Origin of the sequence: Blautia sp. AM28-27, from assembly GCF_003480905.1 — a bacterium.
GTDB lineage: Bacteria > Bacillota > Clostridia > Lachnospirales > Lachnospiraceae > Fusicatenibacter > Fusicatenibacter saccharivorans.
The window spans coordinates 733,665-752,456 of record NZ_QUJK01000001.1 but is presented as its reverse complement, the minus strand read 5'-3'; the positions used below and the strand labels follow the sequence as shown (position 1 = coordinate 752,456).

Below are 18,792 nucleotides of genomic sequence, written 5' to 3'. Positions count from 1 at the left end.
CTTACGTTTTCCCGATATCTGTAATAATCAATTCTCTTCTGTTCCAGATGCGGACCGGAATGGTGTGTTCGCCCGTTCCTGCACTGATGATCTGGCAGGTGCCGCCCGTCAGGAACAGCCCGCGGCAGTTTTTCGAAAAAAGGCGGAAATCCGGCGTCACAAGCCCCCGGTGCGCGCCAAGGCCCACCACGCCGCCGTGATAATGGCCGGAAAGCGTCAGATCGGCTCCATATGATGCATAGGAGCTGCGGTAGGCAGGGTGATGCGCCAGCAGAATGCCGTAGCGCGCCGGATCCGGTTTTCCAAGATGGTCCGTCAGTTCCGAAACCGGCAGCGGTCCGCGGTAAAAGCGGTTGTAATAGGTGCGGTCCATGGCATAGCCGTAGATCCGGACCGGACAGCCGCTGATGGTAAGATCCGCCGTCTCATTTTCCAGATAGCAGATTCCTGCCTTTTTCAGGCGCTCCCGGAGCTTTTCATACAGATCGCCGTACTGTTCCGGATACAGCTTCAGACGGTATTCGTGGTTTCCGCAGCCATAGATTACCTGGTATTCCTCCGCAAGACGTTCCGCGAAACTCAGACCCGGGTCGAGGTTCTCCCCCGGCTTTGCCACAATCTGGTCCCCGCCGATGATGACAAGATCCGGAGCCGCCTCATCGATGACTGCCTTTAACACCGTGTTATCCGGGCCAAACTCCATATTGTGAAGATCACTGATAAACGCCAGACGAAAACCGTTTCCTTCCAGAAATTTTCCATTTGACGAAAGTTTGTAATAGGTCGTTGTAAATTTTCTCATACCGTTCATTATACTTGATTTTTCGGTGTATGACAACCCGTTTTCCCTGCTGTTTATAAGCCCAGTGCCTGTTTTGCCAGCTGATCGGCTTTTTCGTTGTAGGTGACGCCGGTGTGGCCCTTTACTTTGCAGAAACGGATCGCAACTTTGGCCGATGCCAGATCGTAAAAATTCCGGTAATCGATGGTTCCCTGTTTTTTCGCCTGCCATTCTCTCGTACACCAGCTTGCGATTCCCTGGTAATCGTGATAGATGGCCAGCTCCGGAATATCATGTGTCAGGCAGTAAGCCATGGCCAGCTCTGCGCCCTTGATCTCGCCTGCTACATTCCGCATGGAGACGAGATCCGGGTCGCTGTATTCTTCTGCAAGATTCAACTCTTTTCCGTCCAGGAAGAGGACCACACCGCAGGAGAACTTTCCGAGCGCATGCTGATAGCTTCCATCCACGTATGCGACGGCGCTCCTGCCGACACCGGCGTATTCCGGGTCTTCGCATGGTTTTTCCGCCAGAATCAGGTGTTCCCAGTCCCAAGAAGAAGGATCGGGTGCTGCCGTGCTCTGTACTGCCTTTCGTTCCGGGGCAGCGAAATACGTTCCTTTTGTTTCCCGCAGCAATGGTTCCGGCATTTTACCGCCGCCCAGAAAGGCCTCTGCCTCCTCCAGACGCTCAAATCCCTTGTAAATTGCGCCAGGATAACCGTGTACCTGCGCTTTGCACGCATCCCATGTCCGGTAGATGCCCGGAACCTTTCCCTGTTTTACCGCATAGTAATTTTTCTTTGCCATGTTTTTCTCCTTTTCGCGCATGATACTCCGGCTTTATGCCGTCCCAAGAAAATATTGTTTCATCGTACATCCGAACAGTTCCCACATGCCGGCTCTTGCCACGTCTGCTCCATATAAAATCGCAACGGAACCAAGTTCCTCACCGTCTGCTTTGTAAACAACTCTTCCGGCACACTCGCCTTTCTGGATAGGGGCCTGCACCTCTTCCGGCAGTTCCATCGTTTTTTCCACTTCACCAATCACCGTCCCGCCCGTCGTAAGATAGCGGAATTCTTCCGCATATTCCAGTTCTGCCGTATCCTGCTTTCCGTAAACAACCGAAAGTTCCGGCAGGGGATCGCGTTCCCGGTCTATGTAGATGCTGCAGGACGAAAACCCATACTGGAACAGTGACGCTGCATCTGCAAACCGCACCTTGTAGTCCGGTGCTCCCATCACGACTGCCAGCATCGTCAGATCATTTTTCTTCGCCACTGCCGAGACGCAGTACTTCGCCTTCGAGGTGCTTCCTGTTTTCAGTCCCACACAGCCCTCATAGCCGCGGATCAGCTTATTTGTATTGGTGAGGGTGAATGGTTTGCTTCCCTTCTGTGTGACATGCGTAATCTCTTCCATCCAGATAGAGGAATAGTTCAGGATCTGCGGAAAGCGCTCGATCAGCTCCCGAGACATTTTCGCCACATCTGCCGCTGTCGTGTAATGGCCGTCGGAATCCGTGAGGCCGCAGCAGTCCTCAAACTTCGTGTCGTTCATGCCGAGTTCTTTTGCTTTCTGGTTCATCCGGCTGACAAACTCGCTTTCTGTCCCCGCAATATGCTCTGCCATCGCTACAGATGCATCGTTTCCCGAAGCAACGACAATACACTTGATCATCGTCTCAACGGTCTGCTTTTCGCCCTCTTCCAGAAAAACCTGGGACCCGCCCATACTTCTGGCGTGCGCACTCGTCGTCACTTCGTCGGTCAGCTGGAGCGTCCCTTTTTCGAGCTCTTCAAAAATCAGCAGCAGCGTCATGATTTTTGTGATGCTCGCCGGGCTTCGCTGTTCCGACGCATTTTTCTCGTACAGAACAGTTCCGGTCTGTGCCTCCATCAAAAGAACAGACGGCGAAGCCAGCCCAAGGTCCGTTGTCATCTCCGGTGCTGTCTCCTCCGTCTCCTCCGTCTCTTCTGTTTTCTGTTCCGTTGTTTCGTTCTGCTGCTTGTCGGAAGATTCTCCATTCTGCTCTGCCGCAGTCACTTTCAAGGGCGCTGCAAGAAGCGCCAGGATCATCAGCAGGCTCCAGACGATATTTCGTGTTCTTCTCTTCATATTCCCCCGAAACATCTGCTCTTTCTTCCCTACAGGCTATGCAGACGACCGCAGAACTATGCTGTCTGTTCCGTTTACAGCAGCGGTGCCAGAAACTTCAGCGCACCGCGGAGTGCACGGACTGCAAAATTTTTCTTTCGGCAGTAGTCCATATTGATCTGCTCACACTGTTCAAACGTGATCAGCGCATCCTCTTTTACCTGGGCAACCGCACTGCTGCCGTACATCCAGACACCGCACTCAAAATGCAGGTACATGCTCCGGTAATCCATGTTGATCGTTCCGACCGTCGCAACTTCATCATCACAGACAAAGCTCTTGGAATGGATAAAGCCTGGCGTATACTGGTAAATCTGAACGCCGGATTCCAGCAGGATCTCGTAATTGGCCTGCGTCAGAATATAGACAATCTTCTTATCCGGGATGCCCGGCGTTACAATCCGCACATCGACTCCGCGCTTTGCCGCCATGCAGAGAGCGGTCAGCGTCTCGTTGTCCGGAATCAGATACGGGGTAAAAATATAAAGATATTTTTTCGCCTGTGAAATAATGTTCAGATAAACATGCTCGCCTACTGTCTCTCCATCCAGCGGGGAATCGCCGTACGGCTGCACAAAACCGTCTTTTTTAAACGCTTCCTCGTGATAGATTTCCGGCCGGTATGATTCGAAATCGCATTCCATACCGGTGATTGTGCTCCACATCTGCAGAAACATCACCGTAAAACTCCATACCGCCTCACCATGCAGACAGATTCCGGAATCCTTCCAGTGGCCGAACCGCTCCTTGCGGTTAATGTATTCGTCCGCAAGATTAATGCCGCCCGTGAAAGCCGTATGACCGTCGATCACGGCAATTTTCCGGTGGTCACGGTTATTTAAAATGACATTCAGCACCGGTCGGAACTGATTGAACGCCGCACACTTGATGCCCATCTGCTGCAGCGATTTATAATACTGATACGGCAGTGTCGTCACGCAGCCGAAATCATCGTAAATCAGCCGCACATCCACACCGGCGGCCGCTTTTTCCTTCAGAATCTCCAGCACCGTATCCCACAGATACCCCTCGCTGATGATGAAATATTCCATAAAAATGTAGTGTTCTGCCTTTTTGAGTTCCTCAATAAAGTGCTCAAACCATACATCTCCCAGCGGGTAATACTCTGTTTCTGTATTTTCATAAACAGGATAATGCGCATAATTGGTCAGATAGGAAGACTGCCCCGCTGCCAGGATATTTTCTTCCTCGAGCTTTTTACGCGTCTCTTCTTCCTCTCCAAGAACGCCTCCCTGCGAAAGCAGAACTGTATCGTAATGTGTACGGAATTTTCTTGCCACACTGGAATGGCCGAGAATGCCGTACAGGCAGATTCCGGTTACCGGAAGCGCCAGGATACAGACTGCCCACATCAGTTTGTAGCCGGGATTCATTTTCGGATTATTGATAATCGAAAGCACTGCAATCAGGGAAAGAATCGTGACCGCATAGTTGATGTAGACAGATTTTTCATTTAGCTGCATCACAATTCCGGCCAGCCAGCAAAATTCCAGAAGAAGTGCAACACCGATAATGACCATACGGCTGGTAAGCAGCTTCAGAATCTTTTTCACGATACGAAACAGCTTGTTTGCTATTTTGTACAAAATTCTCATTTGTCACCGCCTTGCTGTTTTGTCAAAACCTGCGACTTTAAGTTACAAGTATAAAAATCCCCGGCAAAACAGATCGCCGGGGATTTTTTGCACATTAATTATACTTACGTTTTCTGGCAGCTTCAGATTTCTTTTTACGACGAACACTTGGTTTCTCGTAATGCTCTCTTTTACGAATCTCCTGCTGAATGCCAGCTTTTGCACAGCTACGCTTAAATCTGCGTAAAGCGCTGTCCAACGTTTCGTTTTCTTTAACGATTACATTTGACATAGTCTCACACCTAACCTCCCTCCAGTTGTAGATTGTGCATAATACAACTGTATGGGTATTTTTTGCACTGTTCTTATTATACCAGAAAAATCTCGTACGTCAACAAGTTTTTTCATTTTTTTGCAAAATTTTTCCCTGCCGCCTGCCTGGCTCCTTTTTCTGCCCTGCAGGCGGCAGGATTTTGTGCTGTTTTTCCTGCTTATTGTTATGCGATCTGGCCTTCCAGTACCTCGGCAGCTTTTGCAACTGCTTCGTCGATCTTCTCCGGATTCTTTCCGCCGGCCTGTGCCATGTTCGGACGTCCACCGCCGCCGCCGCCGACAACGGCTGCCACTTCTTTGATCAGTTTTCCGGCATGTGCACCTTTCTTCATCGCATCATCGGTTACCATGGCAAGAAGGCTTACTTTGCCGTCCTTTGCAGATGCCAGAACAACAACGCCGCTTCCCAGTTTTTCTTTCAGCTGGTCGCCAAGGTCACGCAGTCCGTTCATATCGACATCCGGTACGGATGCAGCGAGAAGTTTTACACCTTTGACTTCGGTGACTTTATCCATAACATCGCCGAGCGCTTCTTTTGCCAGTTTGCTCTTTAAGGACTCATTCTCTGCCTGGAGTGCTTTTGCCTCTGCCTGCAGATGAGCGATCTTCTCGAGGAGATCCGCCGGTGTTGTCTTTAAGAGAGCTGCTGCCTCATGCATTTTCTCTTCCTGTGCTTTATAGTATGCAGTAACAGACGGTCCGGTCAGAGCTTCGATTCTGCGGACACCTGCTGCGACGCCTGCCTCAGAAACAAGTTTGAACAGTCCGATTTCAGCGGTATTCTTTACATGGGTACCGCCGCAGAGCTCTTTGGAGAAGTCTCCCATGGAAACGACACGTACTTTGTCGCCGTATTTCTCACCGAACAGAGCCATCGCGCCGGATTTCTTTGCTTCCTCAGTATCCATGATGTCGGTTACAACCGGGATCTGCTCCTGAATCTTTTCATTTACCAGATTCTCAACTTTTTCCAGTTCTTCCGGTGTCATAGCCTGGAAGTGGGCAAAGTCGAAACGGAGTCTGGTCGGGGTTACGAGAGAACCTTTCTGCTCTACATGTGCACCGAGAACAGTCTTTAATGCCTTCTGCAGAAGGTGTGTTGCGCTGTGGTTCTTCTCGATATTTTTTCTTGCCTCTTCGTTGACCTGAAGTGTAACTTCCTCGCCGTTTGAAATCATACCGGATTTCATGACACCGACGTGGCCGTATTTTCCGCCGCGGAGTTTGATGGTATCTTCTACTTCGAATACACCATTTGCTCCTTTGATGATACCGCAGTCGCCTTCCTGACCGCCCATGGTAGCGTAGAACGGAGTTTTCTCTACGAAAATGGTTCCCTTCTGGCCTTCCATCAGAGATTCTGCAATCTCAGTCTCTGTCGTCAGAACGGTTACTTTGGAGGTATCCTCCAGATGATCGTATCCGGTAAACTCAGTTGTTACGGACGGGTCGATCTCATCGTAAACGGTTGCATCAGCACCCATGTAGTTTGTTACTTCACGGCTCGATCTTGCACGCTCTCTCTGCTCTTCCATTGCTGCATGGAAACCGTCCTCGTCGATGCCGTAGCCCTTCTCCTCGAGGATCTCTTTGGTCAGATCCAGCGGGAATCCGTAGGTATCGTACAGTTTGAATGCATCCTGTCCGTCCAGAACTTTTTTGCCTTCGCTCTGCATTTTTTCTTCGAGCTCGGAGAGGATACGAAGTCCCTGGTCGATGGTTTTGTTGAACTGGGTCTCCTCGTTGTTCAGAACGTTGAAGATGAAATCTTTTTTCTCTTCAAGTTCCGGATATCCGTCTTTAGAGCCTTCGATTACGCTTGCGGAAAGGCGGGCAAGGAACAGTCCGTCAATGCCAAGCAGACGGCCATGACGTGCTGCACGGCGGATCAGACGGCGCAGTACGTAGCCTCTTCCTTCGTTGGTTGGCATGATTCCATCGGAAATCATGAATGTTGCGGAACGGATATGGTCTGTGATAAGGCGGATGGAAACATCGGTCTCATGATCTTTATCATACTCTTTTCCGGAGATTTCGCATACTTTGTTGCGGAGTGCCTGAATGGTGTCGACATCGAAGATGGAATCTACATCCTGTACGACAACGGCCAGACGCTCAAGTCCCATACCGGTATCAATGTTCTTCTGGATCAGGTCGGTGTAGTGGCCCTCGCCGTCGTTGTTGAACTGGCTGAATACGTTGTTCCATACTTCCATGTAACGGTCACACTCGCAGCCAACGGTACATCCCGGTTTGCCGCAGCCGTATTTTTCTCCGCGGTCATAATAAATCTCAGAACACGGACCGCACGGACCTGCACCATGCTCCCAGAAGTTGTCCTCTTTTCCAAAACGGAAAATACGGTCTGCCGGGATGCCGATCTCTTTGTTCCAGATATCAAATGCTTCATCATCGTCCTGATAGATGGATGGGTACAGACGATTCGGATCGAGCCCTACTACCTGTGTTAAAAACTCCCAGGACCATGCGATTGCTTCGTGTTTGAAATAATCACCGAAGGAAAAGTTTCCGAGCATCTCAAAGAAGGTGCCGTGACGGGCTGTTTTTCCTACATTTTCAATATCGCCGGTACGGATACATTTCTGGCATGTTGTTACTCTTCTTCTCGGCGGAATCTCTGCGCCTGTGAAGTAAGGTTTCAGCGGAGCCATACCGGAGTTGATCAGTAAAAGACTTTTATCGTTGTGTGGAATCAACGAAAAACTCTTCATAGCAAGATGTCCTTTGCTCTCGAAGAACTCAAGAAACATCTTTCGTAATTCGTTTACGCCATATTTTTCCATGACTGTTTGTCCTCCAAATAATTCAGTGTGTCCCGGAATTTCTTCCGGGAATCCATTCTTTTATAATAGCACACTTAATTATTTAACGCAAATTTTTTTGAAATTCTTCTTTCCTTTTTTCAGAACGATACCGTCCTCGCCGAAGGCTGCTTTTTCTACGGCATATTTCGGATCTGTGATTTTCTCACCGTCTACGGATACACCGCCCTGCTCTACGGCACGGCGTCCTTCGTTTCTGGTCTTTGCAAGCTCTGCTTTGACAAGAAGGGTTACGATATCGATTTTATCGTCCGTGAAATCCTCTGCAGAAATTTCACTGGTCGGCATATGCTCGGAGCTTCCGGTAGAGAATACGGCACGTGCGCCTTCCTGCGCTTTCTTTGCTTCTTCCTCGCCGTGTACCATGGAGGTCAGCTCATAGGCCAGGATCTCTTTTGCCTCGTTCAGCTTGCTTCCTTCCCAGGAATCCATCTCGTCGATCTGCTCCAGCGGCAGGAAGGTCAGCATACGGATACATTTTAAGACATCGGCATCGTCCACGTTTCTCCAGTACTGGTAGAAATCGAACGGGCTGGTCTTGTTCGGGTCAAGCCATACAGCGTTTCCTGCGGTTTTACCCATCTTCTTGCCCTGAGAGTCGGTCAGAAGGGTGATGGTCATTGCATAGGCATCTTTTCCAAGTTTACGGCGGATCAGTTCGGTTCCTCCCAGCATGTTGGACCACTGGTCATCGCCGCCGAACTGCATATTGCAGCCGTATTTCTGGAACATGTGATAGAAGTCGTAGCTCTGCATAATCATATAGTTGAACTCCAGGAAGGAAAGACCTTTTTCCATACGCTGTTTGTAGCACTCTGCACGGAGCATGTTGTTGACGCTGAAGCATGCACCTACCTCACGGAGCAGTTCTACATAGTTCAGGTTCAGCAGCCAGTCTGCGTTGTTGAGCATCATAGCTTTTCCCTCGCCGAACTCGATGAAACGCTCCATCTGACGTTTGAAGCACTCTGCGTTGTGGTCGATCTCCTCGCGGGTCAGCATTTTTCTCATATCGGTTCTTCCGGACGGGTCACCGATCATGGTGGTGCCGCCGCCGATCAGGGCGATCGGTTTGTTTCCTGCCATCTGCATCCGTTTCATCAGGGTCAGTGCCATGAAGTGACCTGCGGTCAGACTGTCTGCGGTGCAGTCGAATCCGATATAGAACGTTGCTTTTCCATTGTTTACCAGGTCTCTGATTTCATCTTCGTCGGTTACCTGTGCCAGAAGGCCTCTGGCGATCAGTTCGTCATAAATCTGCATTTTGTTTTTCTCCTTTTTTCGGTTGACTTTCGGGTATGTGTTACCGTCTGGGACCAAAGTTTTTTATACAAAAAGACTCCCGTCCTTTCCGATTCAAAGGACGAGAGCCCGTATCTCCCGTGTTACCACCTTACTTCACAGCTGTCTCACGGCAGCTGCCTTTGTCGGTATCCAAAACCTCTGAATACCCTGACGCTGTAACGTTCGTCTCTTACGTCGCAGCCTACTAAAAACGTGCATCATAGTTCTTCTGCCGCCCGTTTTATTCGGTGCGCAACTCCGGGATGTATTCGAATCGTACAGAACCTGCATGCGCCTCTCATCTGCCGGCTGCTTTCTGTCCGCGTTTTTGTACGTCTACTTGTTCCCTTCCAAGCCTTTTTCCATGTTCCATAGTATAAACGGTGATTCGAAATCTGTCAAGACTTCTGCTTTCCGTTTTTTCATCTATTTTTAATATCCGCGGTCCTGATCCATCATATACAGGAGTGCGTTGCAGATGCACGCCGCGATATTGCTGCCGCCTTTTCGTCCGCGTGCCACGATATACGGGATATTGGTCTGCATAATCAGTTCTTTGGACTGTACCACATTGACAAAGCCGACCGGAACTCCGATGATCAGCGCCGGTTTTATTTTTCCTTCCCCGATCAGTTCATAGAGGCGGACCAGTGCCGTCGGCGCATTTCCAACCGCAATAATCAGCTTTTTATCCAGCTCCGCTGCTTTTTCCATGCAGGCTGCCGCGCGGGTGCTTCCGGTTTCTTTTGCTCTTGCCGCAACATCTTCGTCTGACATAAAGCAGAGCGCTTCACCGCCGTGGCGCGCAAGCACCTTTTTGTTGATGCCGGATCTTGCCATCTGCGTATCCGTCACAATGCAGGCTCCCTCCCGGATCGCCTCGATGCCTTTTGCCACCGCATGCTCCGAAAAGCAGAGATTATCCGCATAATCAAAATCCGCACTTGTGTGGATACACCGCTTTACAACCAGTTCCTGATCCTCTGGAAACGTTCTTCCGTTTAATTCTTCCGTGATAATTTCAAAGCTTCTCTTTTCAATCTCGTGCGGGCTTACCTGCTCCAGTTCTATCTTCATCTTTATGCCCCTTCTTCCAGAATTTGATAAATCTTCTTCATGTCGAGATGCTCGCGCAGCGCATCTGCGAGAATATCGTACTGTGTCTCTTTGAATGTCTGGTAATCGACACCGTGAATCTGCTCCATGGCAATTCCCTTATTCTTTGCAAGTGCTTCCACGATCCGTTCGGCAACTTCTTCTTTGTCGAAAATGCCGTGCACATACGTACCGTACACATTTCCTTTCTGTGCACCGTCCAGCTTATCCGAATCAGCACGGTTCTGATCATCGATGAACGTGAATGCTTCTGTTTCTTCTTTCCGCACCGTTTCTCCCATATGGATTTCATAGCCCTCAATCCGGGTTCCCTCGATCCCGGCAAGAACGCCTTCTGTTTTTCCAAAAGCGCCCTCCGCGCGGGTTCTCGTCTTCTCACCGGCAAATACGGTATCCATCGGCAGGAGTCCCATTCCTTTGATCGTTCCGCCGGCTTCGACATGCAGCGGATCGCTCAGCGTATCTCCGAGCATCTGGAAGCCGCCGCAGACACCGAAAATTACTTTTCCGGCCGCAGCCGCCTTCAGTACGGCCGCTTCCAGACCATTCTGACGCATCCAGAGCAGATCCTCCATCGTGTTTTTCGTTCCCGGAAGCAGAATCATATCCGGATTTTTCAGTTCGGAGACAGAGCTTACGTAGCGGAGTGATACGCCTTCGATCCGCTCGAACGGGTTGAAATCGGTGAAGTTTGAAATACGCGGGAGACGGATGACCGCAAGGTCAATGAGACCGATCTCCTCTTTTCTGGTGAATCGCTCGGTCAGACTGTCCTCGTCTTCCACTTCGATGTGGAGATACGGCGCCACGCCGACCACCGGGATGTGTGTTTTTTCTTCCAGCATCACAACGCCCGGGTCCAGGATGGTTTTGTCCCCGCGGAATTTGTTGATAATCAGACCCTTGATGCGGTCGCGCTCATCCGGCTCTAAAAGCTCTACGGTACCGTAAAGCTGAGCAAAAACGCCGCCGCGGTCAATATCTCCGACGAGGAGCACCGGTGCATCCACAAGCTTTGCCATTCCCATATTGACGATATCATCGGCTTTCAGGTTGATCTCCGCCGGACTTCCGGCTCCCTCGATCACAATGATATCATACTGTTCTTCCAGTGCATGGTACGCTTTCATGATGTCCGGGATCAGCTCTTTTTTGTGGGAAAAATATTCCCGCGCACTCATGTTTCCCAGTACCTCACCGTTTACAATCACCTGCGAACCGGTGTCATTCGTCGGCTTTAACAGAATCGGGTTCATCAAAACGGACGGTTCGATCCCGGCCGCTTCCGCCTGCATGACCTGTGCACGTCCCATCTCAAGGCCTTCTCTCGTAATAAACGAATTCAGCGCCATATTCTGTGATTTGAACGGCGCCACACGGTATCCGTCCTGATGGAAAATCCGGCATAAGCCCGCCGCAAGCAGACTCTTTCCCGCATTTGACATCGTTCCCTGTATCATAATTACTTTCGCCATCGTTTTTCCTCCTAAAACCACTGCAGAATCTGTGAAACGGCTTCTGTCAGAATCTGGTTTTCTTCATGTGTGCGTACGGCTGCACGGTAATATCCGTCGGCAAGGCCCGAGTAGTTGGAACAGTCGCGGATCAGAATGCCGCCTTTTTCCAGCCGTGCGGCAAGTCCTTTCGGTCCCTCAAAGAACAAATAATTTGCACAGGAATCCCATACGGTAAGACCTGCTTTTTCCAGTTCTGCTTTCATCCAGGCGCGTTCTTTTCCGATCAGTTCCCGTGCTTCTTTGACGTAAGCATCCTCGTTCAGGGCGGCAAGGCCTGCCATCTGCGCCGGAATCGAAACATTCCACGACTGCATGCTGCGGCTGATCCGATCCAGCAGATCCTCGTCGCTGCAGAGCAGATAGCCAAGACGCAGGCCCGGCATTGCGTAAATCTTTGTGAACGCACGCAGAATCAGCAGATTCGGATATTCGTCCAGTTTTCCCTGCATCGTCACTTTTTCCGGCTCCGGCAGAAATTCTATGAAACACTCATCCAGCACCAGATAGATGTTACGCTCCCGGCAGTTATCCAGGATCTTTAAAAGAAGTTCCTGCGGAATCGTAAGGCCGGTTGGATTATTTGGATTACATAAAAAAACAAGATCCAGATCGTCGGTCAGATCATCGCAGAAATCGTCCTGTAAAAGAAAGCCTTTTTCCTTTTGCAGCAGATACATACGGATAAAACACCCTGCCGCTGAAAGCGCTGCTTCATACTCTGCAAATCCCGGCGCTGCAATCAGCGCTTTTTTCGGGCGGAGAGCCTGTGTCAGGGCAAAAATAAGCTCCGCGGCGCCGTTTGCAAACAGGATATTTTCTTCTGGAAGCTGCTCCTTTTCCGACAGTGCCCGGGTCAGGTCCCGGCACAGTGCGTCAGGATACTGTTCCACCGATTCCGCGCTCTTTCTCACCGCCTCTTTCACACTTTCCGGAGCTCCAAGAGGATTGACATTCACAGAAAAATCGACTCTGCATTTTTTCGTGTAAATGTCTCCTCCATGTGGATTTTGTCTCATACCATATGCCTTCCTTTCTCTTTTCCGTTGTGTTTCTATCTTCTCTTTTTACAGAAATAAAAAGAGCGCGCGGATTCCCGCAAAGAACACCAGTCCGAGGAACGAGGTCAGATACATCAGATGATTTGCTCTTTTGATATCTTCCGCCTCGACCGGGCGGATATCATCGCCGATCGTTGGTTTCTTTACGACTTTGCCGAAATACACGGCATCTCCGGCAAGCTGTACTTCCAGCGCCCCTGCCATAACTGCTTCTGTCTGCGCAGAATTTGGGCTGGCGTGGCAGTAACGGTCGCGTTTGTAAATTTTTTCTGCATTTTTCCAGTTCATGCGCTCGCATGCAGACGCAAGAATCATCAGCCATGCGCTGATTCTCGCCGGTATGTAATTGACGACATCGTCCAGCTTTGCCGCACACCGTCCAAAATACAGATATTTGTCATTTTTGTATCCCACCATGGAATCCATGGTATTGATGGACTTATACAGAAAGCCCAATGCCGGTCCGCCGAGGGCAAGAAAGAGGAGCGGTGCAATGACACCGTCCGACGTATTCTCCGCGATCGTTTCCACGGCAGCTTTCGTCACTCCTGTTTCCGAAAGATTTTTCGTATCACGTCCTACGATCATGGAAACCGCATAGCGCGCCCCCGGAAGATCGTTTTCTTTTAATTTCTGATAGACCTTCATGCTCTCATCCTTCAGGCATTTCGTTGCCGGAATCTGCCAGCACCAGAGAACCTCCAGAAGGAAGCCGATGACCGGATGAATTTTAAATGCCGCAAAGAGCAGCAGTGCCGGAACACCGTATCCCGCCAGACAGACGAGGATCACGAGAAAAACTCCTCCGGCAAGCTCTCCCTTTGGCGTTTTCGGAAATACCTTCCGCAGCCATTTTTCCAGCAGGGCAATGAGATTTCCGATCACACGGATCGGATGGTACAAAAAGGAGGGATCTCCAAGCAGCAGGTCCAATCCATAGCCCACAATCAGGGCTGCTAATGCTGTTTTCATCTTGTTTTCTCCTGTTCTTTCCGGTAAGAGACACACTGCTCCAGAAATTCCAGTGCGAGGTGCGGACTTGCCATATAGTAAAGATGCGGGAATCCCGCCATCATCCGTTTTGTCGCATGAATGCATTCCCAGTTCCGCTTCCGCAGCGGTTTTGCCGCATGCCATGCACTTCCGCAGTCTGTGCTGTCAAAGTAATGGAACTCATGGCCGCGCACCGGATTTCCGCCGTTCCGAAAGGTATCTTTCGTGTTTGGCGTGAGGGTGATATAGCCGAATCTTCCCAGCTTTTTTGTCCGGTAAACATTTCCCGGAACAGCCTGTACCATAGGATACACATTTCCATCCATATCCTCCATGGATTCTGACAGGTACATATAACCGCCGCATTCTGCAAGAACCGGCATTCCCTGACGGATGTTATCGCGGATCTTCGTTCTCATGGTCTGGTTTTCCGAAAGCTCTTCTGCGTGCAGCTCCGGGTAGCCGCCGCAGAACAGAAATCCGTCTGTATTCTTTGGCGGCTCCGCATCGGAAAGCGGCGAAAAATATTCGATTTTGGCTCCAAGTGACGCGAGAAGCTCCAGATTATCCCGATAAAAGAAACAAAATGCTTCATCCTTTGCAACGGCAAGAATCGGCTTCGCAGCACGCACCTTGGCGGCTGCTTCGCTTTCTGTCACCTTACGCAGGACTTCCGGCATTTTTCCCGAGAGCTCTTCTGCCCCTTCTGCAATCGCAAGAATTTTTTCAAAATCCAGTGTCTTCTGCAGTGTTTCTGCAAGCAGATTGACCTGCTCCTGCAGATTTTCCACCTCATCCGGCATCACAAGGCCGAGGTGGCGGCTTTCTAAGTGGCATTCCTTCAGTTCCGGCACAAAGCCGACACAGAAAATGCCAAGTTCTTTTTCCGCCATCGGCGCGATCTCCCGGTACAGCATCTCTGACATCCGGTTAAAGATTACACCGGCGATCCGGCTGTCCTCTTTGTACTGCAGGTATCCCTTGATAAAGGCAAGCGCTGAAACGCTCATGCCTTTGGCATCGACAACCAGAAGAACCGGCGTTTTTGTCATACCGGCGAGATCGTAGGCGCTGCCTTTGGTAGAAATTCCGCCAAGACCGTCGTAATACCCCATAACGCCTTCCAATACGGAAATGTCATGACCCGCTGCATGTTTGCAGAACAGATACTGTGTTGTTTCTTCCTCTGTGAAAAACGGATCCAGATTACACGACGGGGCGCCGATTACCTGTTCGTGAAACATCGGATCGATATAATCCGGGCCGCATTTAAACGCTGCGGGCTGCTTTCCCATCTGCTGCAGTGCACGGAGCAGTCCGCAGGTGATCATCGTTTTCCCGCTTCCGCTCCTTCCTGCTGCCAGCATGATTCTTGGTGCTTTCATTCTTTGGCACCTCCCTGGGCTGTAAAGATATAAACCGGATTCTGGGCAATCATCAGATGGCTTCTTCCGGCCTTTTTCGCATTGGAAGCCTGCAGGCAGACGATTTCCGGCTCTTCAAACGCAAGTTTTTTGAAACACGATGCTGCCTCCGCTAATGTTTCCACGGTTACTGTATTTAATACCACGCGGATGTTCGGATTCTTCCGCAGGAGCAGTTCCAGAATCTCTTTTAAGTTTCCGGCAGACCCGCCGATAAATGCATGCGTCGGAACCGGGAGTGCTTCGAGTGCTTCCGGTGCAGTTCCCTCAATAATTTCCAGATGATCCACTGCAAATTTCTTTTTATTTTCCTGCAGAAGTGCAACGGCTGCCGGATTTTTTTCTATCGCATATACCTTTCCCTGTGCTGCACGAAGCGCCATCTCAATCGAAACAGAACCTGTGCCCGATCCAATATCATAGACAACAGAATTCAAAGAAAGCTGCAGATGAGAAAGAGACGCATTGCGCACTTCCCGCTTGGTCATCGGTACTTTGTCACGCAGAAATACTTCATCTGCCATGCCGGCTGTAAACTCTGGTTCCGGATTCGGGTTTTCAAACAGAAGAACCGCAAGCGGGGCAAACTCCATTTTAGCAAGTTCGAATGGGGTTCCTGTCACAATCTGTTCTTCCGGATACGACAGATCCGTTCCCACATGCAGCACAATCTGCTCCCAGCCGTACGAACTTAACGTCTGGCAGATTTCCCTGACACTGCCCTTTCCGCCGGCGATCGCCAGAGTTTTCCGGTTTCGGCGGACCGTCTCCAGAAAGTTGCAGTGCTGCCCGTGCAGGCTCACAAATGCTGCATCCTCCCAGGACACTCCGATTTTGGCACAGAAATAAACCAGCGAAGAAATTCCCGGCTCTACACGGACAGAAAAATCCGCATCTTCCGCAAGGACGGCCTGAAGTTTCTTTGCTCCGCTGTAAAAGCCGACATCACCCGACTGCAGAAGAACAATCTTTTCATATTCCGGGTGCGCCTTCAGATACTCGTAAATCTTTTCCGGGCTGTATTCTGCAAGCATTGGCTTCTGATATTTTTCTACTGCTTTTGTCATGCGTCCCGCACCGATCAGCACATCCGCCTGCTCACACGCGTCTACGAGCGCCAGCGTCATCTGTGCTTCTGCACCAGGTCCGATTCCGGCGATCACGACGTCCCGTTTCACGGACAGATCAAATTTTTCAACGAGATACCGCTTGACCTCGTCCTCCGAGAGTCCTTCTTCCTCTTTCGGACGGCCGATCAGAACGACACGGACACCGGCCTTTTTGGCTGCCTCAATTTTTTCTTCAAAGCCGCCGTTTCTTCCGGATTCCTTCGTTACCATCCATTCGGCATGGAACGACTGCAGCATTGCAACGTTCATGTCCATAGAAAACGGTCCCTGCATGCCTATGGTATGTGCGGCATCAAATCCAAGTTCCGCGCAGGATGCAATTACGCCTGGCAACGGCAGCACCCGGGCATACACACGGTTTTTATAATCCGGAAGCTCTGCAAATTTTGCGAGTTCCTTGCTTCCTGTTGTCACCAAAATCTTTCCCTCTGTGCCCGCCAGATACGATACCGCTTCTTCTGTCGTATCGACCATGACGCAGGATGGATCTGCCGCAAGCGACGGCCGCAGCAGCCGAAGATACGTTTTTCCTGCTTTTTCACATGCAGACCGGATATTTTCCGACACAAGATCGGCATACGGATGGGTTGCATCAATAACCATTTCCGGCTGTTCTTCGCCAAAAAGCTGTTCCATCTCTTCTTCTGTCAGTCTTCCGCTTCGAACCGTCAGGGCACCGCCCTCCTCGATCCGGCACTTGCCGTATTCTGTCGCCGTACAGGCAAGGGATGCAATCTCATATTTTTTCAGAAAACTGCAGATCTCCCGGCCTTCCGTCGTTCCGGCAAAGACGATTACTTTATTCATAGCGATATCCCCTCGGCGTTACCATGTGATCCCGGATTTCCTTTGTCTGACTGTTTCCGATAAATACCGTCGTAAACATATCCACTTTTGTATTGCGAAGTTCTGCAAGCGTCATGGTCCGGCTCGTCTCCCCGTCTCTTCCGATCTGGCTTACGATTCCGCAGACGGTTTCCGGCGCTTTGTAACGAAGCATCAGATCACACGCTTTTTCCAGATAATCCGCTCTCTTATGGCTTCCCGGGTTATAAAGACAGATGACAAAATCCGCTTCCGATGCCAGCAGAAGACGTTTTTCAATTTTCTCCCACGGTGTCAGAAGATCGCTCAGGCTGATCAGGGCGAAGTCGTGGATCAACGGTGCACCAAGAACGGCAGCGCCTCCCGTTGCGGCGGTCACGCCTGGAATTACCTTAATTTCAATATCAGGCCATTCTTCCGAAAGCTCATACATCAGACCTGCCATACCGTAAACGCCGGCATCTCCGCTGCAGATCATAGCAACCTGTTTTCCCTCTGCCGCAGTTTCAAATGCCAGACGGCAGCGCTCCACCTCTTTCCGCATCGGCGTCGTCAGAAATTCTTTTCCTGCAAAATGTTCTTTTACCAGATCCACATAGACGGTATAGCCGATGATCACATCGCAGTTCCGCAGCGCATCCGCCGCCTCGATCGTCATTTTTTCATATGCTCCGGGGCCGATGCCCACGACAAAAATTGTACTCAAAATACTGCCCTCCAGTCCGCCGCAGCCAGTGCAACTGTTACACCGTCCGCTGCCTTTTTTTTCTTTATCAGTCTGCCGCCGGCGAGAACTGCGCTGCGCTCACAGACATTGTCAATTCCTGTAATCTTCTTCACAAACGGAGACGGCGTAAATTCCCCCTCCGCCGTTTCCAGTTCTTCTGCAGAAAAGGTCCGGTACTGCCAGCCATACTTTTCCACCAGCTGCAGAATTCCCGGCTCCTGCGCTTTCAGATCAATACTTGCCGCCTGTCGAACTGCTTTTGGAGAAATCCCGGCCGCCGCAAGTGCCGCAAGAACCTTTTCTTCAATCCGGCCGGCCGGTGTATTCTTCTTACAGCCGATGCCGACGGTGATCACCTTCGGGATCAGGTGAAGTGTTCTCTCATATGGCGAATCCTCTTCCGATGTGGTAATGCAGATTCCCATCGACGGTTTTGCCGCCTCTTCCGGGATCAGTTCCTCCGGTTTTGTTCCATCCACCGGAAAACGGCTGCAGAATCCAACCGTTTTTCCGTCCACCAGAAGCGCCGCTGCCTCTTTTGCCAGCTCCATCTCACAAATTTCACAATGATTTTTTACAGCAAAGACATCGACCGCAAACTTGTGATTGACATCCGTTGCCGTTGTAATGACCGGAACCGCACCCGTTACAGCTGCAACTTCTTCCGTCAGCTCGTTTGCTCCGCCGATATGGCCGGAAAGTAATGAAATCACAAACTTTCCCTGTTCATCCATACACAGAACCGCCGGATCTGTCTTTTTACTTTTCACGTACGGTGCAATACTGCGCACCGCAATCCCGCACGCCCCGATAAACAAAATCGCATCCATTTTCTGAAACATGCGCTCTGTCCATGCAGGAAGCGACGGTGCAATCGCAGGAATTCCCGCTTCTTTCCCGTACTTTTCCAGTGCATATCCTTCACAGCTGTGTTTTTTCAGTGCCGCACAGAGTTTTCGATTCCAGGCGCATCCGTTTCTTGTAAAACTTGCTATGGCTATTTTCAT

General features: G+C 50.4%; 15 protein-coding genes. All 15 read right to left on the bottom strand.

Annotated features, from left to right (window positions below):
• Position 1: 1 nt before the first annotated feature.
• Positions 2–802 carry a metallophosphoesterase gene (locus DW743_RS03615; RefSeq protein WP_070103705.1) on the bottom strand — a complete coding sequence of 267 codons (801 nt, stop codon included), beginning with the start codon at positions 800–802 and terminating at the stop codon, positions 2–4.
• A gap of 53 nt (positions 803–855) precedes the next feature.
• Positions 856–1,590 carry a ribonuclease H1 domain-containing protein gene (locus tag DW743_RS03610; protein ID WP_022462318.1) on the bottom strand — a complete coding sequence of 245 codons (735 nt, stop codon included), beginning with the start codon at positions 1,588–1,590 and terminating at the stop codon, positions 856–858.
• Positions 1,591–1,623: 33 nt separating this feature from the next.
• Complete coding sequence (locus DW743_RS03605) at positions 1,624–2,901, bottom strand: D-alanyl-D-alanine carboxypeptidase family protein (protein WP_243004526.1); 1,278 nt, start codon at positions 2,899–2,901, stop codon at positions 1,624–1,626.
• 74 nt (positions 2,902–2,975) lie between these two features.
• On the bottom strand, positions 2,976–4,556 hold the full coding sequence (gene cls, locus DW743_RS03600) for a cardiolipin synthase (protein ID WP_117760330.1): 1,581 nt from the start codon (positions 4,554–4,556) through the stop codon (positions 2,976–2,978).
• Positions 4,557–4,650: 94 nt separating this feature from the next.
• Positions 4,651–4,827: a 30S ribosomal protein S21 gene (gene rpsU / locus DW743_RS03595; protein WP_004222305.1), complete on the bottom strand. Its 177-nt coding sequence runs from the start codon at positions 4,825–4,827 to the stop codon at positions 4,651–4,653.
• Positions 4,828–5,032: 205 nt separating this feature from the next.
• Positions 5,033–7,672 (bottom strand): alanine--tRNA ligase, encoded by a 2,640-nt coding sequence (gene alaS, locus DW743_RS03590; RefSeq protein WP_117760331.1) that lies wholly within the window; start codon positions 7,670–7,672, stop codon positions 5,033–5,035.
• 78 nt (positions 7,673–7,750) lie between these two features.
• Positions 7,751–8,974 carry a tyrosine--tRNA ligase gene (tyrS, locus tag DW743_RS03585; protein WP_055218066.1) on the bottom strand — a complete coding sequence of 408 codons (1,224 nt, stop codon included), beginning with the start codon at positions 8,972–8,974 and terminating at the stop codon, positions 7,751–7,753.
• 453 nt (positions 8,975–9,427) lie between these two features.
• Positions 9,428–10,072 (bottom strand): precorrin-8X methylmutase, encoded by a 645-nt coding sequence (locus DW743_RS03580; RefSeq protein WP_055218068.1) that lies wholly within the window; start codon positions 10,070–10,072, stop codon positions 9,428–9,430.
• A 2-nt stretch (positions 10,073–10,074) separates the two neighbouring features.
• On the bottom strand, positions 10,075–11,586 hold the full coding sequence (locus DW743_RS03575) for a cobyric acid synthase (protein WP_117760332.1): 1,512 nt from the start codon (positions 11,584–11,586) through the stop codon (positions 10,075–10,077).
• Between the two features lie 11 nt (positions 11,587–11,597).
• Complete coding sequence (gene cobD, locus DW743_RS03570) at positions 11,598–12,644, bottom strand: threonine-phosphate decarboxylase CobD (RefSeq protein WP_117760333.1); 1,047 nt, start codon at positions 12,642–12,644, stop codon at positions 11,598–11,600.
• Positions 12,645–12,692: 48 nt separating this feature from the next.
• A complete protein-coding gene (gene cbiB / locus DW743_RS03565) occupies positions 12,693–13,658 on the bottom strand; it encodes an adenosylcobinamide-phosphate synthase CbiB (protein ID WP_117760334.1) in 966 nt (321 codons plus the stop codon).
• A complete protein-coding gene (locus DW743_RS03560; RefSeq protein ID WP_117760335.1) occupies positions 13,655–15,064 on the bottom strand; it encodes a cobyrinate a,c-diamide synthase in 1,410 nt (469 codons plus the stop codon). The genes cbiB and DW743_RS03560 overlap by 4 nt, the downstream gene beginning before the upstream one ends.
• Positions 15,061–17,040, bottom strand: a complete 1,980-nt coding sequence (gene cobK / locus DW743_RS03555) for a precorrin-6A reductase (RefSeq protein WP_117760336.1) — start codon at positions 17,038–17,040, stop codon at positions 15,061–15,063. Before cobK ends, DW743_RS03560 begins: the two co-directional genes overlap by 4 nt.
• A complete protein-coding gene (gene cobJ, locus DW743_RS03550) occupies positions 17,033–17,764 on the bottom strand; it encodes a precorrin-3B C(17)-methyltransferase (protein ID WP_022462307.1) in 732 nt (243 codons plus the stop codon). Before cobJ ends, cobK begins: the two co-directional genes overlap by 8 nt.
• Positions 17,761–18,792 (bottom strand): cobalt-precorrin 5A hydrolase, encoded by a 1,032-nt coding sequence (locus DW743_RS03545; protein ID WP_117760337.1) that lies wholly within the window; start codon positions 18,790–18,792, stop codon positions 17,761–17,763. Before DW743_RS03545 ends, cobJ begins: the two co-directional genes overlap by 4 nt.